This window comes from Gryllotalpicola ginsengisoli DSM 22003 (assembly GCF_000419445.1).
GTDB classification, from domain to species: domain Bacteria; phylum Actinomycetota; class Actinomycetes; order Actinomycetales; family Microbacteriaceae; genus Gryllotalpicola; species Gryllotalpicola ginsengisoli.
The window spans coordinates 279,548-294,216 of record NZ_AULK01000001.1 but is presented as its reverse complement, the minus strand read 5'-3'; the positions used below and the strand labels follow the sequence as shown (position 1 = coordinate 294,216).

At 71.1% G+C, this 14,669-nt stretch carries 17 protein-coding genes; all 17 read left to right on the top strand.

Annotation, left to right across the window (positions count from 1 at the left end):
* Positions 1–78: 78 nt before the first annotated feature.
* The 17 genes from H563_RS0101375 to nusB all read left to right on the top strand — a co-directional run bounded on the left by H563_RS0101375 (position 79) and on the right by nusB (position 14,624).
* Complete coding sequence (locus H563_RS0101375) at positions 79–1,401, top strand: replication-associated recombination protein A (protein WP_022880839.1); 1,323 nt, start codon at positions 79–81, stop codon at positions 1,399–1,401.
* Between the two features lie 160 nt (positions 1,402–1,561).
* Positions 1,562–2,185: a 30S ribosomal protein S4 gene (gene rpsD / locus H563_RS0101370; protein WP_022880838.1), complete on the top strand. Its 624-nt coding sequence runs from the start codon at positions 1,562–1,564 to the stop codon at positions 2,183–2,185.
* 191 nt (positions 2,186–2,376) lie between these two features.
* The gene (locus tag H563_RS0101365) at positions 2,377–2,559 is read left to right on the top strand and encodes a hypothetical protein (protein ID WP_022880837.1); all 183 of its coding nucleotides are present in this window, start codon (positions 2,377–2,379) and stop codon (positions 2,557–2,559) included.
* Positions 2,560–2,584: 25 nt separating this feature from the next.
* Positions 2,585–5,239: an alanine--tRNA ligase gene (alaS, locus tag H563_RS0101360; RefSeq protein WP_022880836.1), complete on the top strand. Its 2,655-nt coding sequence runs from the start codon at positions 2,585–2,587 to the stop codon at positions 5,237–5,239.
* 6 nt (positions 5,240–5,245) lie between these two features.
* The gene (gene ruvX / locus H563_RS0101355) at positions 5,246–5,707 is read left to right on the top strand and encodes a Holliday junction resolvase RuvX (RefSeq protein WP_022880835.1); all 462 of its coding nucleotides are present in this window, start codon (positions 5,246–5,248) and stop codon (positions 5,705–5,707) included.
* Positions 5,708–5,734: 27 nt separating this feature from the next.
* Positions 5,735–7,213, top strand: a complete 1,479-nt coding sequence (gene mltG, locus H563_RS14405; protein WP_022880834.1) for an endolytic transglycosylase MltG — start codon at positions 5,735–5,737, stop codon at positions 7,211–7,213.
* Complete coding sequence (locus tag H563_RS0101345; RefSeq protein ID WP_022880833.1) at positions 7,210–8,094, top strand: shikimate dehydrogenase; 885 nt, start codon at positions 7,210–7,212, stop codon at positions 8,092–8,094. The genes mltG and H563_RS0101345 overlap by 4 nt, the downstream gene beginning before the upstream one ends.
* Before the next feature lie 9 nt (positions 8,095–8,103).
* Positions 8,104–9,321 carry a chorismate synthase gene (aroC, locus tag H563_RS0101340; protein WP_022880832.1) on the top strand — a complete coding sequence of 406 codons (1,218 nt, stop codon included), beginning with the start codon at positions 8,104–8,106 and terminating at the stop codon, positions 9,319–9,321.
* Positions 9,322–9,327: 6 nt separating this feature from the next.
* Positions 9,328–9,825 carry a shikimate kinase gene (locus tag H563_RS0101335; RefSeq protein ID WP_022880831.1) on the top strand — a complete coding sequence of 166 codons (498 nt, stop codon included), beginning with the start codon at positions 9,328–9,330 and terminating at the stop codon, positions 9,823–9,825.
* On the top strand, positions 9,822–10,907 hold the full coding sequence (gene aroB, locus H563_RS0101330; RefSeq protein ID WP_022880830.1) for a 3-dehydroquinate synthase: 1,086 nt from the start codon (positions 9,822–9,824) through the stop codon (positions 10,905–10,907). Before H563_RS0101335 ends, aroB begins: the two co-directional genes overlap by 4 nt.
* A 70-nt stretch (positions 10,908–10,977) precedes the next feature.
* On the top strand, positions 10,978–11,652 hold the full coding sequence (locus H563_RS0101325) for a TetR/AcrR family transcriptional regulator (protein ID WP_022880829.1): 675 nt from the start codon (positions 10,978–10,980) through the stop codon (positions 11,650–11,652).
* The gene (locus H563_RS17825) at positions 11,649–12,173 is read left to right on the top strand and encodes a hypothetical protein (protein ID WP_155864948.1); all 525 of its coding nucleotides are present in this window, start codon (positions 11,649–11,651) and stop codon (positions 12,171–12,173) included. Before H563_RS0101325 ends, H563_RS17825 begins: the two co-directional genes overlap by 4 nt.
* 106 nt (positions 12,174–12,279) lie before the next feature.
* Positions 12,280–12,672, top strand: a complete 393-nt coding sequence (locus H563_RS0101315) for a hypothetical protein (protein ID WP_022880827.1) — start codon at positions 12,280–12,282, stop codon at positions 12,670–12,672.
* A 5-nt stretch (positions 12,673–12,677) separates the two neighbouring features.
* The gene (gene aroQ / locus H563_RS0101310) at positions 12,678–13,112 is read left to right on the top strand and encodes a type II 3-dehydroquinate dehydratase (RefSeq protein WP_022880826.1); all 435 of its coding nucleotides are present in this window, start codon (positions 12,678–12,680) and stop codon (positions 13,110–13,112) included.
* An 87-nt stretch (positions 13,113–13,199) separates the two neighbouring features.
* Entirely contained in the window at positions 13,200–13,490 is a 291-nt protein-coding gene (locus H563_RS0101305) for a GlsB/YeaQ/YmgE family stress response membrane protein (protein ID WP_022880825.1), read from the top strand.
* 130 nt (positions 13,491–13,620) lie between these two features.
* A complete protein-coding gene (efp, locus tag H563_RS0101300; RefSeq protein WP_022880824.1) occupies positions 13,621–14,184 on the top strand; it encodes an elongation factor P in 564 nt (187 codons plus the stop codon).
* A gap of 20 nt (positions 14,185–14,204) precedes the next feature.
* On the top strand, positions 14,205–14,624 hold the full coding sequence (gene nusB, locus H563_RS0101295; RefSeq protein ID WP_022880823.1) for a transcription antitermination factor NusB: 420 nt from the start codon (positions 14,205–14,207) through the stop codon (positions 14,622–14,624).
* Positions 14,625–14,669 lie beyond the last annotated feature (45 nt).

The window sequence follows — 14,669 nt, the reverse complement described above, 5'->3', positions numbered from 1 at the left end:
CGTGATGCGAGCGTGAATCACGTGCGCCACGACGGATGCGTGACCGCCGTGTCACCGCCGACTCGTATTCTTGTTCGCATGACGGACGCGCGGGTCGGGCTGCACACCGGGGCGACCCCGCTCGCGGTGCGCATGCGCCCGAAGAGCCTCGACGAGGTCGCCGGGCAGCGGCACCTGCTCACCCCGGGCTCGCCGCTGCGCGCGCTCGCGAGCGACAAGACGGGGGAGCGCGGCTCGGTGTCCGTGATCCTCTGGGGCCCGCCCGGGACGGGCAAGACCACGCTCGCCCAGGCCATCGCCCACTCCTCGGGCCGTCGCTTCGTCGAACTCTCCGCCGTCACCGCCGGCGTCAAGGACGTGCGCGGGGTCATGGAGGAGGCGATGAGCAACCGCGACCTCTACGGCATCTCCACCGTGCTGTTCCTCGACGAGATCCACCGCTTCACCAAGGCCCAGCAGGACGCGCTGCTGCCCGGCGTCGAGAACGGCTGGGTCATCCTCGTCGCGGCGACCACCGAGAACCCGTCCTTCTCGGTGATCTCGCCATTGCTGTCCCGCTCCCTGCTGCTCACCCTCGAACCGCTCTCCGACGACGACCTGGGCGTGCTCGTGGATCGCGCGGTCTCCGACCCGCGCGGGCTCGGCGGGCGCTTCCGGCTCGAGGCCGAGGCGCGCAGCGCGCTGATCCAGCTCGCCTCCGGCGACGCCCGCCGGGCGCTGACCGCGCTCGAGGCCGCGTCGGTCACCGCCGACAGCGAACAGCAGGACACCATCACCGCCGAGATGGTCTCGCGCGCCGTCGACCGCGCGCTGCTGCGCTACGACCGCGACGGCGACGAGCACTACGACGTGATCAGCGCGTTCATCAAGTCGATCCGCGGCTCCGACGTCGACGCCGCCCTGCACTACCTCGCGCGCATGATCGAGGCGGGGGAGGACCCGCGCTTCATCGCGCGCCGGCTGATCGTGTCCGCGTCGGAGGACATCGGCATGGCGGACCCGACCGCGCTCGGCGTCGCGGTCGCCGCCGCCGACGCGGTGCAGTTCATCGGCATGCCGGAGGGGCGCATCCCGCTCGCGCAGGCGACGGTGCACCTCGCATCCGCCCCCAAGTCGAATGCCGCCTACCTGGCGCTCGACGCCGCGATCGCCGACGTGCGCGCCGGCCGCGGCGGCCGGGTGCCGAAGCACCTGCGCGACGCGCACTATCCCGGCGCGAAGCGGCTCGGGCACGGCAAGGGCTACGTGTACCCGCACGACGACGAGCTCGGGGTCGTCGCCCAGCAGTACCTGCCCGATCCCATCAAGAACGCCGAGTACTACCAGCCGACCGAGCACGGCCACGAGCGCGAGATCGCCGCCAGGTGGGAGAAGCTGAAGCGGATCATCCGGCGACGGTGAGAGGCATCCGTCGCCTCTGGTAAGCTTGCGTGGTTGCATGAGCGCTTCGCGCCGTGCCGCCGAATCCCATTAGACGATGACCGCCCGCAGAGTCGGGCGGTTCACGTGCGCCCAGGGCGCACGCGCTCCATCGTGAGATCACAGAATCGAAAGGAACCACGTGTCCTCGCAGTCACGTAGCAAGACCCGCCTCTCCCGCGCGCTCGGCGTCGCCCTGACCCCGAAGGCCGCGCGCTACATGGAGAAGCGCCCGTACGCCCCCGGCGAGCACGGCCGCACCAAGCGCAAGGCCGACTCCGACTACGCCGTCCGTCTGCGCGAGAAGCAGCGCCTGCGCGCCCAGTACGGCCTCGGTGAGAAGCAGCTGCGCATCACCTTCAACGAGGCGCACCGCAAGGGCGGCATGACCGGTGACAACCTGGTCGAGATCCTCGAGACCCGCCTGGACGCCCTCGTGCTGCGCGCCGGCTTCGCCCGCACCACCGCGCAGGCCCGCCAGTTCGTCGTGCACCGCCACATCCTCGTCGACGGCAAGATCGTCGACCGCCCCTCCTTCCGTGTGAAGCCGGGCCAGCTCATCCACGTCAAGGCCCGTTCGGAGGGCACCGAGCCGTTCCAGGTCGCCGCCGCCGGCGGTCACGTCGACGTGCTGCCCAAGACCCCCGGCTACCTCGAGGTCGAGCTCGACAAGCTGCAGGCCCGCCTGGTGCGCGCCCCCAAGCGCGCCGAGGTGCCGATCCAGTGCGAGACCCAGCTGGTCGTCGAGTACTACGCGGCCCGCTAGGGTCGCGTACCCGCGCCGCCGAAGCGGCGGCGCTTGAAAATACAGACCGCTAGGGTCGCGTACCCGCGCCGCCGAAGCGGCGGCGCTCGACAGTGCGGCGTCAGCCAGCACGGCTACCGATAGTCTGGAGAGCGGGGTGCCCACGGGCCCCCGCTCTCTGGCTGTTAACCACCGATCTCACGGAGAACACCATGAAGACCTTCTTCGCGTTCGTGCTCGGCGTCGCGCTGGGTTTCGTCGCCGCCCACCAGGCCAACAAGACCGAGCAGGGCAAGCGCTTCTTCTCCGACCTCGAGGCCAAGGCCCGCGATTTCGGCGCCGCCGTGGCGGACGGGTATCACGCCCGTGAGGCCGAACTGCGCAACAACGACTGACAGAACCAGGTAGAAGCCCCCTTCGATGCAGACCGCTGAGATCCACCGCCGTTTCCTCGACTTCTTCGCGTCGCGCGACCACACGATCGTGCCATCCGCGTCGCTGATCAGCGACGACCCGTCGCTGATGTTCACGATCGCCGGCATGGTGCCGTGGGTGCCGTACCTGACGGGGGTGGAGCCGGCCCCGTTCCCGCGCGTGGCCGACGTGCAGAAGTGCGTGCGCACCCTCGACATCGAAGAGGTCGGCAAGACGCCGCGCCACGGCACCTTCTTCCAGATGCTGGGGAACTGGTCGTTCGGCGACTACTTCAAGGACGGCGCGATCCGCTATGCGTGGGAGCTGCTGCTGACCGAGGAGTCGAAGGGCGGTCTCGGCTTCGACGAGAAGGACCTCTGGTTCACCATCTACGAAGACGACGACGAGGCCTACCAGGAGTGGCTGAAGGTCGGCGCGAGCCCCAGCCGCATCCAGCGCCTCGGCCGCGACACGAACTACTGGTCGACCGGGCAGCCCGGCCCCGCCGGCCCCTGCTCCGAGATCTTCTTCGACCGCGGCCCCGCATACGGCATCGACGGGGGGCCCGCGACCGACGACGACCGCTACGTCGAGATCTGGAACCTCGTCTTCATGCAGTACCTGATCTCGGACGTGCGCTCGAAGATCGACTTCGAGATCGTCGGCGAGCTGCCGAAGAAGAACATCGACACCGGCTCCGGTCTCGAGCGCGTCGCCTTCATCAAGCAGGGCGTCGAGAACATCTACGAGACCGACCAGGTGCGCCCGGTCCTCGACCGCGCCGCCGAGATCGCCGGCAAGCGCTACGGCGCCGACCACGACGACGACGTGCGCCTGCGGGTCGTCGCCGACCACGTGCGCAGCTCCCTCATGCTCATCGGCGACGGCGTCACCCCCTCGAACGACGGGCGCGGCTACGTGCTGCGCCGGCTGCTGCGCCGCACGGTGCGCGCGATGCGGCTGATGGGGGTGGACACCGCGACGTTCCCCGAGCTGTTCGCCGCGTCGCGGGACGCGATGAAGGATGCCTACCCCGAGGTGCAGTCGGACTACGAGCGCATCTCGCACACCGCCCTCGCCGAGGAGGAGACGTTCCTGCGCACCCTCGAGGGCGGCACGACGATCCTCGACACCGCGGTCGCCGAGACCAAGGCGGCGGGCAAGACGTCGCTGCCGGGCGACACGGCGTTCCTCCTGCACGACACCTGGGGCTTCCCGATCGACCTGACCCTGGAGATCGCCGACGAGGCCGGCCTCACGGTCGACCGCGAGGCCTTCGACCGGCTCATGCAGGAGCAGCGGGCGCGGGCCAAGGCCGACGCGAAGGCGAAGAAGGGCGCGATCGCCGACCTCTCGGTGTACAGCCCGTTCCGCTCGCTGGGCGAGACCGTGTTCACCGGGTACACCGAGTTCGAGACCGAATCCGAGGTGCTCGGCATCATCGTCGACGGCCGCCCGGTCGCCGCCGCGGGCGAGGGCCAGATCGCCGAGGTGATCCTGAAGGAGACCTCGCTGTACGCCGAGTCGGGCGGCCAGGACGCCGACCAGGGCGCCATCGTCGGCTCCGGCTTCGAGCTCGAGGTGCTCGACGTGCAGCGCCCCGTGCGCGGACTGATCAGCCACACCGTGCGCGTCAAGGTGGGCGAGGTGTCGGTGGGCGCCGCGGCCACGAGCGTCGTCGACCGCGACTACCGCCGCGGTGCGAACCAGGCGCACTCCGGCACCCACATCGTGCACGCCGCGCTGCGCCAGCTGCTCGGCCCGAACGCGCACCAGTCCGGTTCGTACAACAAGGCCGGTTATCTGCGCCTCGACTTCTCCTGGAACAAGCCGCTGTCGCCCGAGACGCGCAGTGAGCTCGAGGAGATCTCGAACAACGCGATCCGCGACAACTTGCCGGTGACGGTGCGGGAGATGCCGCTCGCCGACGCGAAGGCGCTCGGCGCCATGGCGCTGTTCGGGGAGAAGTACGGCGACGTGGTGCGCATGGTCGAGATCGGCGGCCCGTGGAGCCGGGAGCTGTGCGGCGGCACGCACGTCGCCTCGAGCGCCGAGATCGGCCTGATCAACCTCATCGGCGAGTCGTCGGTCGGCTCCAGCAACCGCCGCGTCGAGTCCCTCGTCGGCATCGACGCGTTCCGCGACCTGGCCGCCGAGCGCGCCATCGTCGCCGAGCTGACGGCGAATCTCAAGACCCCGCGGGAGAAGCTGCCCGAGCGCATCTCGGAGCTCGTGGCGAACCTCAAGGCGGCCGAGAAGAAGATCGCCGCCTACGAGTCGAAGCAGCTGCTCGAGAAGGTCCCGGGCCTCGTCGAGACGGTCACCCGCACCGGCGCCGTGCGCCTGGTCGCGCAGAACGTGGGCGCACTCGGCTCGAGCGACGAGCTGCGCCGCCTGGCCATGGCCGTGCGCGAGCGGCTCGGCAGCGACGCGGCGGTCGTCGCGCTCGTCGCGACGGTCGGGGAACGGCCTCTCGTCGTCGTGGCGACCAACGCGGCGGCCCGCGAGGCGGGTGCGAAGGCCGGATCCCTCGTCGGCGTCGCCGCCGGAGTGCTCGGGGGCCGCGGCGGCGGCAAGGACGACTTCGCGCAAGGCGGCGGCAGCGACGCGCAGGCCGCGGACGCGGCGCTCGCCGCCGTCGCGGGCGCGCTGGCAGGTTAGGCGGCCGTGCGCCCCGGCATCCGCATCGGTGTCGACGTCGGCACGGTGCGCATCGGCGTCAGCCGCAGCGACCCGTCGGGCTTCCTGGCCTCGCCGTTCGAGACGGTGGCGAGATCGGATGACGGGGCCGACGTCGCCCGGATCGCGGCCGTCGTCGCGGAGCACGAGGCCATCGAGGTGATCGTCGGCCTGCCGCTGTCGCTCTCCGGGCGCAGCACGCGGTCGACCGAGGACGCGGAAGAGTTCGCGGCGCGGCTCGCCGCGGCGGTGACGGTGCCGGTGCGGCTCGTCGACGAGCGGCTCTCGACGGTCACCGCGACCGCGGCGCTGCGCCAGGGCGGACGGAACACCAAGAAGTCGCGTACGGTAGTAGACCAGTCAGCGGCTGCCGTGATCCTGCAGCACGCGCTCGACGCCGAGCGGTCGACCGGCCGTGCGGCCGGAACCGTGGTCGACGCGACCGCGTGAGACAGATCTGAAGGAGCCAGCCCCTCCGTGACGCCTCCAGCCACGCCATCCGATCGCCGCGACGGGCTCGACCTCGACGACCCCTTCGCGCCGCTCGCCGATGCCGCACCTGCTGGGGGGCAGGAGAGCGCGAGCCGGCCGATGACCCGCCGCGAGGCGCGCGCCGCCCGTGAGGCGCTCGAGGCCGGCCGCCGGTCGCAGCGTAAGCCGGTCGTGCCCGCCGTGCGGCAGGAGCCGTCGCGCGCGGCCGAGCGCCCGGAGCGCCCCGGGCAGCAGGAGCAACCCCGGCAGCAGCAAGAGCGACCACAGCGGGACCAGCACGAACACCACGAGCATCCGCTCGGCGCGCTCGGCTGGCACCACCACGAGACGCAGTGGGGCGGCGACGGGGGAGACGGGCCGTCCGGGCCCCGCCGCCGCGCCCCCGGCCGCGCCCGCCGGGTCTGGACCCGCATCATCGTCACCGTCGTCGTGCTCGCTCTCATCGGGGGCGGCGGCTGGTACGCCTGGCAGACCTTCCAGCCCCAGGTGCAGTCGGTGATGAAACTGCTGCACCCGGAGCCCACCGACTACACCGGCAAGGGCACCGGCGAGGTCAAGGTCACCATCAAGAACGGCGACTCGGGCGAGACGATCGCCAAGACCCTCGCGAATGCGGGGGTCACCAAGACCTCCCAGGCGTTCTACTCGCTGCTGCTGCAGACCAAACCCGACCCGGTGTTCCAGCCGGGCGTCTACAAGCTGCGCAAGCACATGAGCGCCAAGGCCGCGCTCGCGCTGCTGCAGGACCCCAAGTCGCACCTCGCGAATGCGCTGCTGGTGCGCGAGGGCGAGACCGAGGCCACCGTGCTGGCCGACGCGGCGGCGGCGACCAAGATCCCGCTCGCCGAGCTCAAGGCGGCCGCCAAGGACCCGCAGGCGTACGGGCTGCCGGCGAAGGCGACGAGCCTCGAGGGCTTCCTGTTCCCCGCCACCTACACCCTCGACCCCGACAGCGACGCGAAGGGTGTGATCACGACGCTCGTCGACCGCGCCAAGGAGGCGTTCGCCGAGGACGGCATCCCGAGCTCGAAGCTGTGGGACACCGTCATCCTGGCGTCGATCGTGCAGAAGGAGGCCGGGCCGAACCCGCAGGACCTGCCGAAGATCGCCGGGGTCTTCCAGAACCGCCTCGACAAGGGCATGCCGCTGCAGTCGGACGCCACGGTCGCGTACGGCACCGGCCACACCGACACCGTGTGGACCACCGACGCCGAGCGGAAGAACGCCAAGAACCCGTACAACACCTACGTGCACAAGGGGCTGCCGGTCGGGCCGATCAGCAATCCGGGCGACGCGGCCCTGCGCGCGGCGATGAACCCGCAGGGCGACTACCTGTACTTCACCGTCGTGAACCTGCGCACCGGCGAGACGGCGTTCGCCACGACCGAGGCGCAGCACGAGAAGAACGTCAAGCAGCTGCAGGACTGGTGCGCCCAGAGCGAGAACAAGGACTACTGCTCGTGACGGATGCCGCGGGCCGCACCCGGCTCGCCGTGCTCGGCAAGCCGATCGCCCATTCCAAGTCGCCGACGCTGCACGCCGCCGCCTACCGCGTGCTCGGGCTGCCGTGGAGCTACGAGCGGGCCGAGGTCGACGAGACCGCGCTGCTCGGCTTCGTCGCCTCGTGCGGCCCCGAATGGCGCGGCCTGTCGCTGACCATGCCGCTGAAGCAGACGGTGCAGCCGCTGCTCGACCGGGTCGACGAGCTCGGCACGCTCACCGGCTCGGTCAACACGGTGCTGTTCACGGATGACCCGGCCAGGGCGCCCCGCCGCGAAGGGTTCAACACCGACGTGCCCGGCATCGTGCGCGCCCTCCAGGGCGCCGGGGTGCGCGCCGTGCGCCACGTGCAGATCCTCGGCGGCGGCGCCACCGCGGCCAGCGCGATCGTCGCGGCGGGGGAGCTGGGCGCCGAGAGCGTGCACCTGAGCGTCCGCGCGCCGGAGCGCGCGGCGGGGCTGCTGCCGCTCGCGGCATCCGTGGGGCTCGCCGCCTCGGTCGGCACCTTCGACACGCCCCGCGACGACGACGCGACCGACCTGCTGGTGAGCACGCTGCCCGGCGGCGTCGACACGCCTGTCTCCTTCGACGCGCGCTTCCGGGCGCGGGTGCCGCTGCTCGACGTCGCCTACGACCCGTGGCCGACGCCGCTCGGCGCGGCGTGGGCGCAGGCGGGCGGCACGGTGCTGAGCGGGCTGCCGATGCTCGTGCACCAGGCCCTGCTGCAGGTGCGGATCTTCCTCTCGGGCGACCCCTTCGCGCCGCTGCCGGACGAGGCATCCGTGCTGGCCGCCATGCTCGCCTCGGTCGGCCTGCGCGACGACGGCACGCCGCCGCCCAAGTAGGCTGGAGGCATGCTTCGCTGGCTGACCGCAGGGGAATCGCACGGACCCGAGTTGATCGCGGTGCTCGAGGGACTGCCCGCGGGGGTGCCGGTGCGGATCGCGGACATCCAGGCCGATCTGGCCCGCCGCAAGCTCGGCTACGGGCGCGGCGCGCGGATGAAGTTCGAGCAGGACGAGCTCACCCTCTCCGGCGGGGTGCGGCACGGGTTCAGCATGGGCGGCCCCGTCGCGCTGCGGATCGGGAACACCGAGTGGCCCAAGTGGGTCGACGTGATGAGCCCGGAGCCGGTGGACCCGGAGGTGCTGAAGACCGGTCGCGGGGCGCCGCTGACCCGGCCCCGGCCGGGCCACGCCGACCTGGTCGGCATGCAGAAGTACGGCTTCGACGAGGCCCGGCCCGTGCTCGAGCGCGCCAGCGCCCGCGAGACCGCCGCGCGGGTCGCGCTCGGCGCGGTGGCCAAGTCGTTCCTGCGCGAGCTCGGCATCGAGACCGTCGCGCACACCCTCTCCATCGGGCCGGTGCGGGTGCCCGACGGCTCCCGGCTGCCGCAGCCGGCGGACGTGGAGGCCATCGACGCCGACCCGCTGCGCTGCTTCGACCCGGCCACGAGCGCGCTCATGGTCGCCGAGGTCGACGCCGCGCACAAGGACGGCGACACCCTCGGCGGCGTCGTCGAGGTGCTCGCCTACGGGGTGCCGGCCGGCCTCGGCTCGCACGTGCAGTGGGACCGCAGGCTGGACGGCCGGCTCGCGCAGGCGCTGATGAGCATCCAGGCGATCAAGGGCGTCGAGCTCGGCGACGGATTCGAGACCACGCGCCGCCGCGGCTCGCAGGCGCACGACGAGCTGGTGCCCGGCGACGGGCTCATCGAGCGCACCAGCGACCGCGCCGGCGGCACCGAGGGCGGCATGTCCACCGGCACCGTGCTGCGGGTGCGCGCCGGCATGAAGCCGATCGCGACGGTGCCCCACGCGCTGCGCTCCATCGACGTCACCACCGGCGAGCCGGCACCCGCGCACCACCAGCGCTCCGACGTCTCGGCCGTTCCGGCCGCCGGTGTCGTCGCCGAGGCGATGGTCGCGCTCGTGCTCGCCGACGCCGTGCTGGAGAAGTTCGGCGGCGACTCCCTGGCCGAGACGACGCGCAACCTCGAAGGCTACCTCGCCGCCATCCCGGAGACCCTGCGCACGGCCGTGGCCCGCCCGGCGGCGCACAGCGAGGCGTAGCGCCCCGTGCCGATCGTGCTCATCGGGCCGCCCGCGAGCGGCAAGTCCCGCGTCGGCAGGCGGGTGGCGAAACTGCTCGGCAAGACCTTCATCGACACCGACGCGCTCATCGTGCAGCGGCACGGGCCCATCCCCGAGATCTTCGCCCAGCACGGCGAGGCGCACTTCCGCCGGCTCGAGCGGGACGCCGTCGTCGAGGCGCTCGCGCAGGACGCGGTGGTGTCCTTCGGCGGGGGAGCGGTGCTGGATCCCGAGACGCAGCGCGACCTCGCATCCGCTCGCGTCGTGATGCTCGATGTGACCCGCGAGGCGGTCGAGGCGCGGCTCGACGCCGGCCGCCCCCTCGTCAAGGACCTCGAGGGCTGGGCCGCCCTCGTCGAGGCCCGCCGTCCGCTCTACGAGCGGCTCGCCGATGTGCGCATCGACACGAGCCGCACCCCCATGACCCGGGTCGCCGACGACATCGTCGCCTGGGTGCACCGAACGAGGGAGCTCACCGAATGACCGACGCCCGTGACATCACCGAGATCGCCGTGGCGGGTCTCGACCCGTACACCGTCACCGTGGGCTACGGCCTGCGGCACCGCCTCGCCGAGCAGCTCGGCGAGGGCGTCGCGAAGGTGCTGATCGTGCACCCGCCGACCCTCGCGCGCGCGGCCGAGGAGCTGCGCGAGAGCCTCGCCGACCGCTACCAGGTGCTGCTGGCCGAGGTGCCCGACGCCGAGGCGGCCAAGCGCGTCGAGGTCGCCTCGTTCTGCTGGCAGATCCTCGGCCAGGCCGACTTCACCCGCTCCGACGCGGTGATCGGCTTCGGCGGCGGAGCCGTCACCGACCTCGCCGGGTTCGTCGCCGCCACCTGGCTGCGCGGGGTCAAGCTGGTGCAGGTGCCGACCACGGTGCTCGGCATGGTCGACGCGGCCGTCGGCGGCAAGACCGGCATCAACACCGCCGAGGGCAAGAACCTCGTCGGGGCGTTCTACGCCCCGGCCGCCGTCGTGGCCGACCTCGACACGATCTCGAGCCTCGGCCGCAACGAGGTGCTCGCCGGCTTCGCCGAGATCGTCAAGTGCGGCTTCATCGCCGAACCCGAGATCCTCGACCTGCTCGAGGCCGACGTCGACGGCACCACCGACCCGGCCTCCGACGCGTTCCGCCGCGTCGTGGAGCTCTCCATCGGCGTCAAGGCGCGCGTCGTCGGCCAGGACTTCAAGGAGTCGGGGTTGCGCGAGATCCTCAACTACGGGCACACCCTCGGGCACGCCATCGAGCACGCCGAGCGGTACCAGTGGCGGCACGGCGCCGCCGTGTCGATCGGCATGGTCTACGCCGCGGAGCTCTCACGGCTCGCCGGCCGGCTTCCCGACGCCGTCGTCGAGCGCCACCGCGCGATCCTCGAGTCGCTCACCCTGCCGACGAGCTACCCGGCGGGCCGCTGGCAGACGCTGCTTTCGACCATGCGCCGCGACAAGAAGGCCCGGGGCGCCATGCTGCGCTTCATCGTGCTCGACGACGTGGCCCGGCCGACCGTGCTGCAGGCGCCCGACGAATCGCTGCTGTTCGCGGCATACCAGGAGATCGCGTCGTAGGCTCAGGGGCTCACGCGAGTGACCGCTGCCGACCATTGCGGCGAGTGCTTTGCGCACGTAGTTTTTGAACGTGTTCAAAAATGCGGATGCGGGCACGAAAGCCGCGCAGACGAGGGAGGCGATCCGTGCGGCGGCCCTGCGTTCCTTCCGCGAGGAGGGTTTCGACGCGACGACTATGCGCCGCATCGCCGCAGAGTCCGGCGTCTCGCTGGGAAATGCGTACTACTACTTCCCGACGAAGAACCACCTCGTGCAAGAGCTGTACCTCGAGGTGCAGGAGGCTCACCGGGCGGCGGCAGCGGCCGCTCTCGCCGATACGGACGACCTGATCTCCCGGATCCGCATCGTCCTGCGCACCGGTCTGGCTCAGCTCACACCATTCCATGCCTTCGCGTCGGGCTTCCTCACAGCCATGGTCGCCCCGGACTCGCCGCTCAACCCGATGTCTCCGGAGTCCGCACCGGCGCGACGGGTCGTCGTCGGCCTCTTCCGAGACGCGCTCGAAGGAGCGCGTCAAGCTCTTCCCGCCGACGTTCGGCCACGAATGCCTCATGCTCTGTGGTTGGTGTACCTGCTGGTCTGCCTGTACTGGAGCTACGACCGGTCGCCGGGGCAGCGGAACACAGAACGCCTGGTCGACCACGCTCTGCGCCTGTGCGCCGCCGTGCTGCCGTTCCTACGTGTGCCGGTCGTGCGCGCACCGCTGCGTGCCCTTCTGGAGCTCGCCGGCGAGGTCGGCGCATGAGCGCCGTCGAGGCACGATACGGGGTTCGTCCAACACCTCGGACGGAGCAATCACCGCGGGCGTTCACGGGCGGCGAGTTCGCGCGGGGAGCGGCGTTCGCATTGCTCTGGTTCCAGCCGATTGCATTCGCGTCGGCCTGGATCGCCAGTCTCGCTTCGGGCGCCGAACCAGGATTCGTCATCGTCTATTTGATCTTCGGGTTCCCGCTGACGTTGGCCGCAACGCTGGCCGGTTCGCCGCTCGCCCTTGTGCTCGGACGCGTGCTGCGCCGCCAGCGGCGCGACCTCGTCCACGTGCTCGCATTCGCACTGTACGGCGCGGCGTGGGGCTATGCCGTGCAGGCGCTGGTGTTCGGATTCGGATCCGCAATGGCCGCTCTCACCCTCGCTTACACCATCGCCACATCGATCGCCGTGGCGGGCGGCTGGTGGACGACCTCTCGCATCGCGCTGGCGCGAGACAGACAGCGACTGCAGCCGCAATCCGACGTCGACGCCCTGGTCGCGGCCGACGAGGAGTGAGCTCGACGCGACGGATCGGCGCAACGGCGCACGTTTCGCGCAACAACGTGCGCCCCTGCGCGCATTCGCCGCACCGCCCGGCTCAGAGGGCACTAGTGTCAGCCCCATGGCCGACACGGTTGCCGAGCACCTGCAGGTGAAGAAGGGCGAGAGCATCGCCATCGTCGGGGCGAGCCCCGAACAGCGCGAGCTGCTGATGCCGTTGCCGCAGGGCTCGGCCGAGGCATCCGTCGACGACGCCGCCGGCGTCTTCGTCTTCTCGCCCACCCTCGCCGCGCTGCACGACGACCTCACCGCCCTGCTGCCCCGGCTCGCCCGGGCGCGCGTGGTGTGGATCTGCTACCCCAAGGGCGGCCGCAGCGAACTGAACCGCGACGTCATCGCCCGCGCCGTGCAGGAGCACGGCTGGCGCGGCATCGGCAACCGCCCGCTGGGCGACGAGTGGTCCGCGGTGCGCGTGCGGCCGCTGCGAGCGGACGAAGAGGCGCCGCTAAGGTAACGAGGGTGGCGCACATCCTCGTCCTGAACGGCCCCAACCTCGGCACGCTCGGCACCCGCGAACCCGAGATCTACGGCTCGGCCACGCTCGCCGACCTCGCCGACACGCTGGCGACGGATGCCGCGGCCGGCGGCCACACCGTCGAGGTGCGCCAGACCGACCACGAGGGAGAGTTGCTCGGCTGGCTGCACCGGGCGGCGCAGGAACGCGTCCCGGTGGTGCTCAACGCCGGCGCCTGGACGCACTACTCCTATGCGCTCCGCGACGCGGTGCAGTACGTGACCTCCTCCGGCGTGCCCGTGGTCGAGGTGCACCTCTCCAACCCGCACGCCCGCGAGGAGTTCCGGCACACGAGCGTCATCTCCCCGGTGGTCAGCGGCGTCATCGCGGGCTTCGGCTTCGACTCCTACCGGCTGGCTCTCGCGCAGCTGACCAGGTGACGGCCATGATGCGGCTGTGAGGCTCCCGAACCGGGTACCGGATCGGTCGGGACCTTGACCGCAGGGTCGACCACAGGGAGGAACACCATGCTCGGAACGATCCTCTGGATCATCATCGGCGGCATCATCATCGGCCTGATCGCGAAGTGGATCGTGCCGTCGAACCGCGACAACATCCCGTTCTGGCTGACGATCGTATGCGGCATCCTCGGCATCCTCGTCGGCAACTGGATCTACGCGGCGCTGTTCCACAACGGCCAGTTCGTGGAGACCTCCGGCTTCGACTGGTGGCGGCACATCTGGCAGGTGGCCGTCGCGATCGTGTTCGTGATCATCGCCTCGGCGATCACCGCCGGCTCGCGCGGCCGCCGCGTGTAGCCGCGCCGGGCGCCCGGGGCCGCTCGACCCCGGGCGCCTGGGAGGGGCCCGGGAGGGGCGCTGGTAGGATGCGAGAAGGCCAATTGCGGCCGCGCATCTTCCTTTCCCCGATATCGAAACGGATACATCCATGGCCTCTACCGCGGACATCAAGAACGGCGTCGTCCTCAACATCGACGGCCAGCTCTGGAGCGTCGTCGAGTTCCAGCACGTGAAGCCGGGCAAGGGCGGCGCCTTCGTCCGCACCAAGCTGAAGAACGTCGTCACGGGCAAGGTCGTCGACAAGACGTACAACGCCGGCGCCAAGGTCGACATCGAGACGGTCGACCGCCGCGACTACCAGTACCTGTACAACGACGGCGACTCGTTCGTCTTCATGGACCAGACCGACTACGACCAGATCAACGTTCCCGCCGCCACCGTCGGCGACGCGGCGAACTACATGCTCGAGAACCAGAGCGTGACGATCGCGATGAACAACGGGAACCCGCTCTACGTCGAGCTGCCCGCATCCGTCGTGCTCGAGGTCACCTACACCGAGCCGGGCCTGCAGGGCGACCGCTCCAGCGCCGGCACCAAGCCGGCCACCCTCGAGACCGGCTACGAGATCCAGGTGCCGCTGTTCCTCGAGACCGGCACCAAGGTCAAGGTCGACACCCGCACGGGCGAGTACCTCGGCCGCGTGAACGACTAGCGCTCGCTGGTCGCCGAACCATGAGCGCACGTACCAAGGCCCGCAAGCGGGCCCTCGACATCCTCTACGTCGCCGACCTGCGCGAGATCCCGATCGAGCAGGCGCTGGCCGCCGAGGCGGAGCGGGCCGCGAACGAGCCGGCCCGAGAGGCCTCGTGGCTGTACGCCCGGGAGATCGTCGACGGCGTGCGCGACCACCGCGCCGAGATCGACGAGCTGATCGAGACCTACGCGCAGGGCTGGACGCTCGCGCGCATGCCGCTCGTCGACCGCGCGATTCTGCGCATCGGCATCTGGGAGCTGCTGTACAACCCGCAGGTGCCCACGGGCGTCGCGATCTCGGAGGCGGTCGAGGCGGCGACGCTGCTGTCGACCGACGACTCGTCGGGGTTCATCAACGGGCTGCTGGCGAAGATCGCGCAGACCGCTCCCTCGCCCTGATAGGCTCGAGGCTCGAAGGCACTCTTTAAGACCGTCCCGTGAGGC

Excerpts from the sequence above, each read along its gene's own strand:
- H563_RS0101375 (WP_022880839.1), top strand. The coding sequence starts at position 79 with ATGACGGACGCGCGGGTCGGGCTGCACACCGGGGCGACCCCGCTCGCG.
- H563_RS0101365 (WP_022880837.1), top strand. The coding sequence starts at position 2,377 with ATGAAGACCTTCTTCGCGTTCGTGCTCGGCGTCGCGCTGGGTTTCGTC.
- alaS (WP_022880836.1), top strand. The coding sequence starts at position 2,585 with ATGCAGACCGCTGAGATCCACCGCCGTTTCCTCGACTTCTTCGCGTCG.
- aroC (WP_022880832.1), top strand. The coding sequence starts at position 8,104 with ATGCTTCGCTGGCTGACCGCAGGGGAATCGCACGGACCCGAGTTGATC.
- aroB (WP_022880830.1), top strand. The coding sequence starts at position 9,822 with ATGACCGACGCCCGTGACATCACCGAGATCGCCGTGGCGGGTCTCGAC.
- H563_RS17825 (WP_155864948.1), top strand. The coding sequence starts at position 11,649 with ATGAGCGCCGTCGAGGCACGATACGGGGTTCGTCCAACACCTCGGACG.
- H563_RS0101315 (WP_022880827.1), top strand. The coding sequence starts at position 12,280 with ATGGCCGACACGGTTGCCGAGCACCTGCAGGTGAAGAAGGGCGAGAGC.
- H563_RS0101305 (WP_022880825.1), top strand. The coding sequence starts at position 13,200 with ATGCTCGGAACGATCCTCTGGATCATCATCGGCGGCATCATCATCGGC.
- efp (WP_022880824.1), top strand. The coding sequence starts at position 13,621 with ATGGCCTCTACCGCGGACATCAAGAACGGCGTCGTCCTCAACATCGAC.
- nusB (WP_022880823.1), top strand. The coding sequence starts at position 14,205 with ATGAGCGCACGTACCAAGGCCCGCAAGCGGGCCCTCGACATCCTCTAC.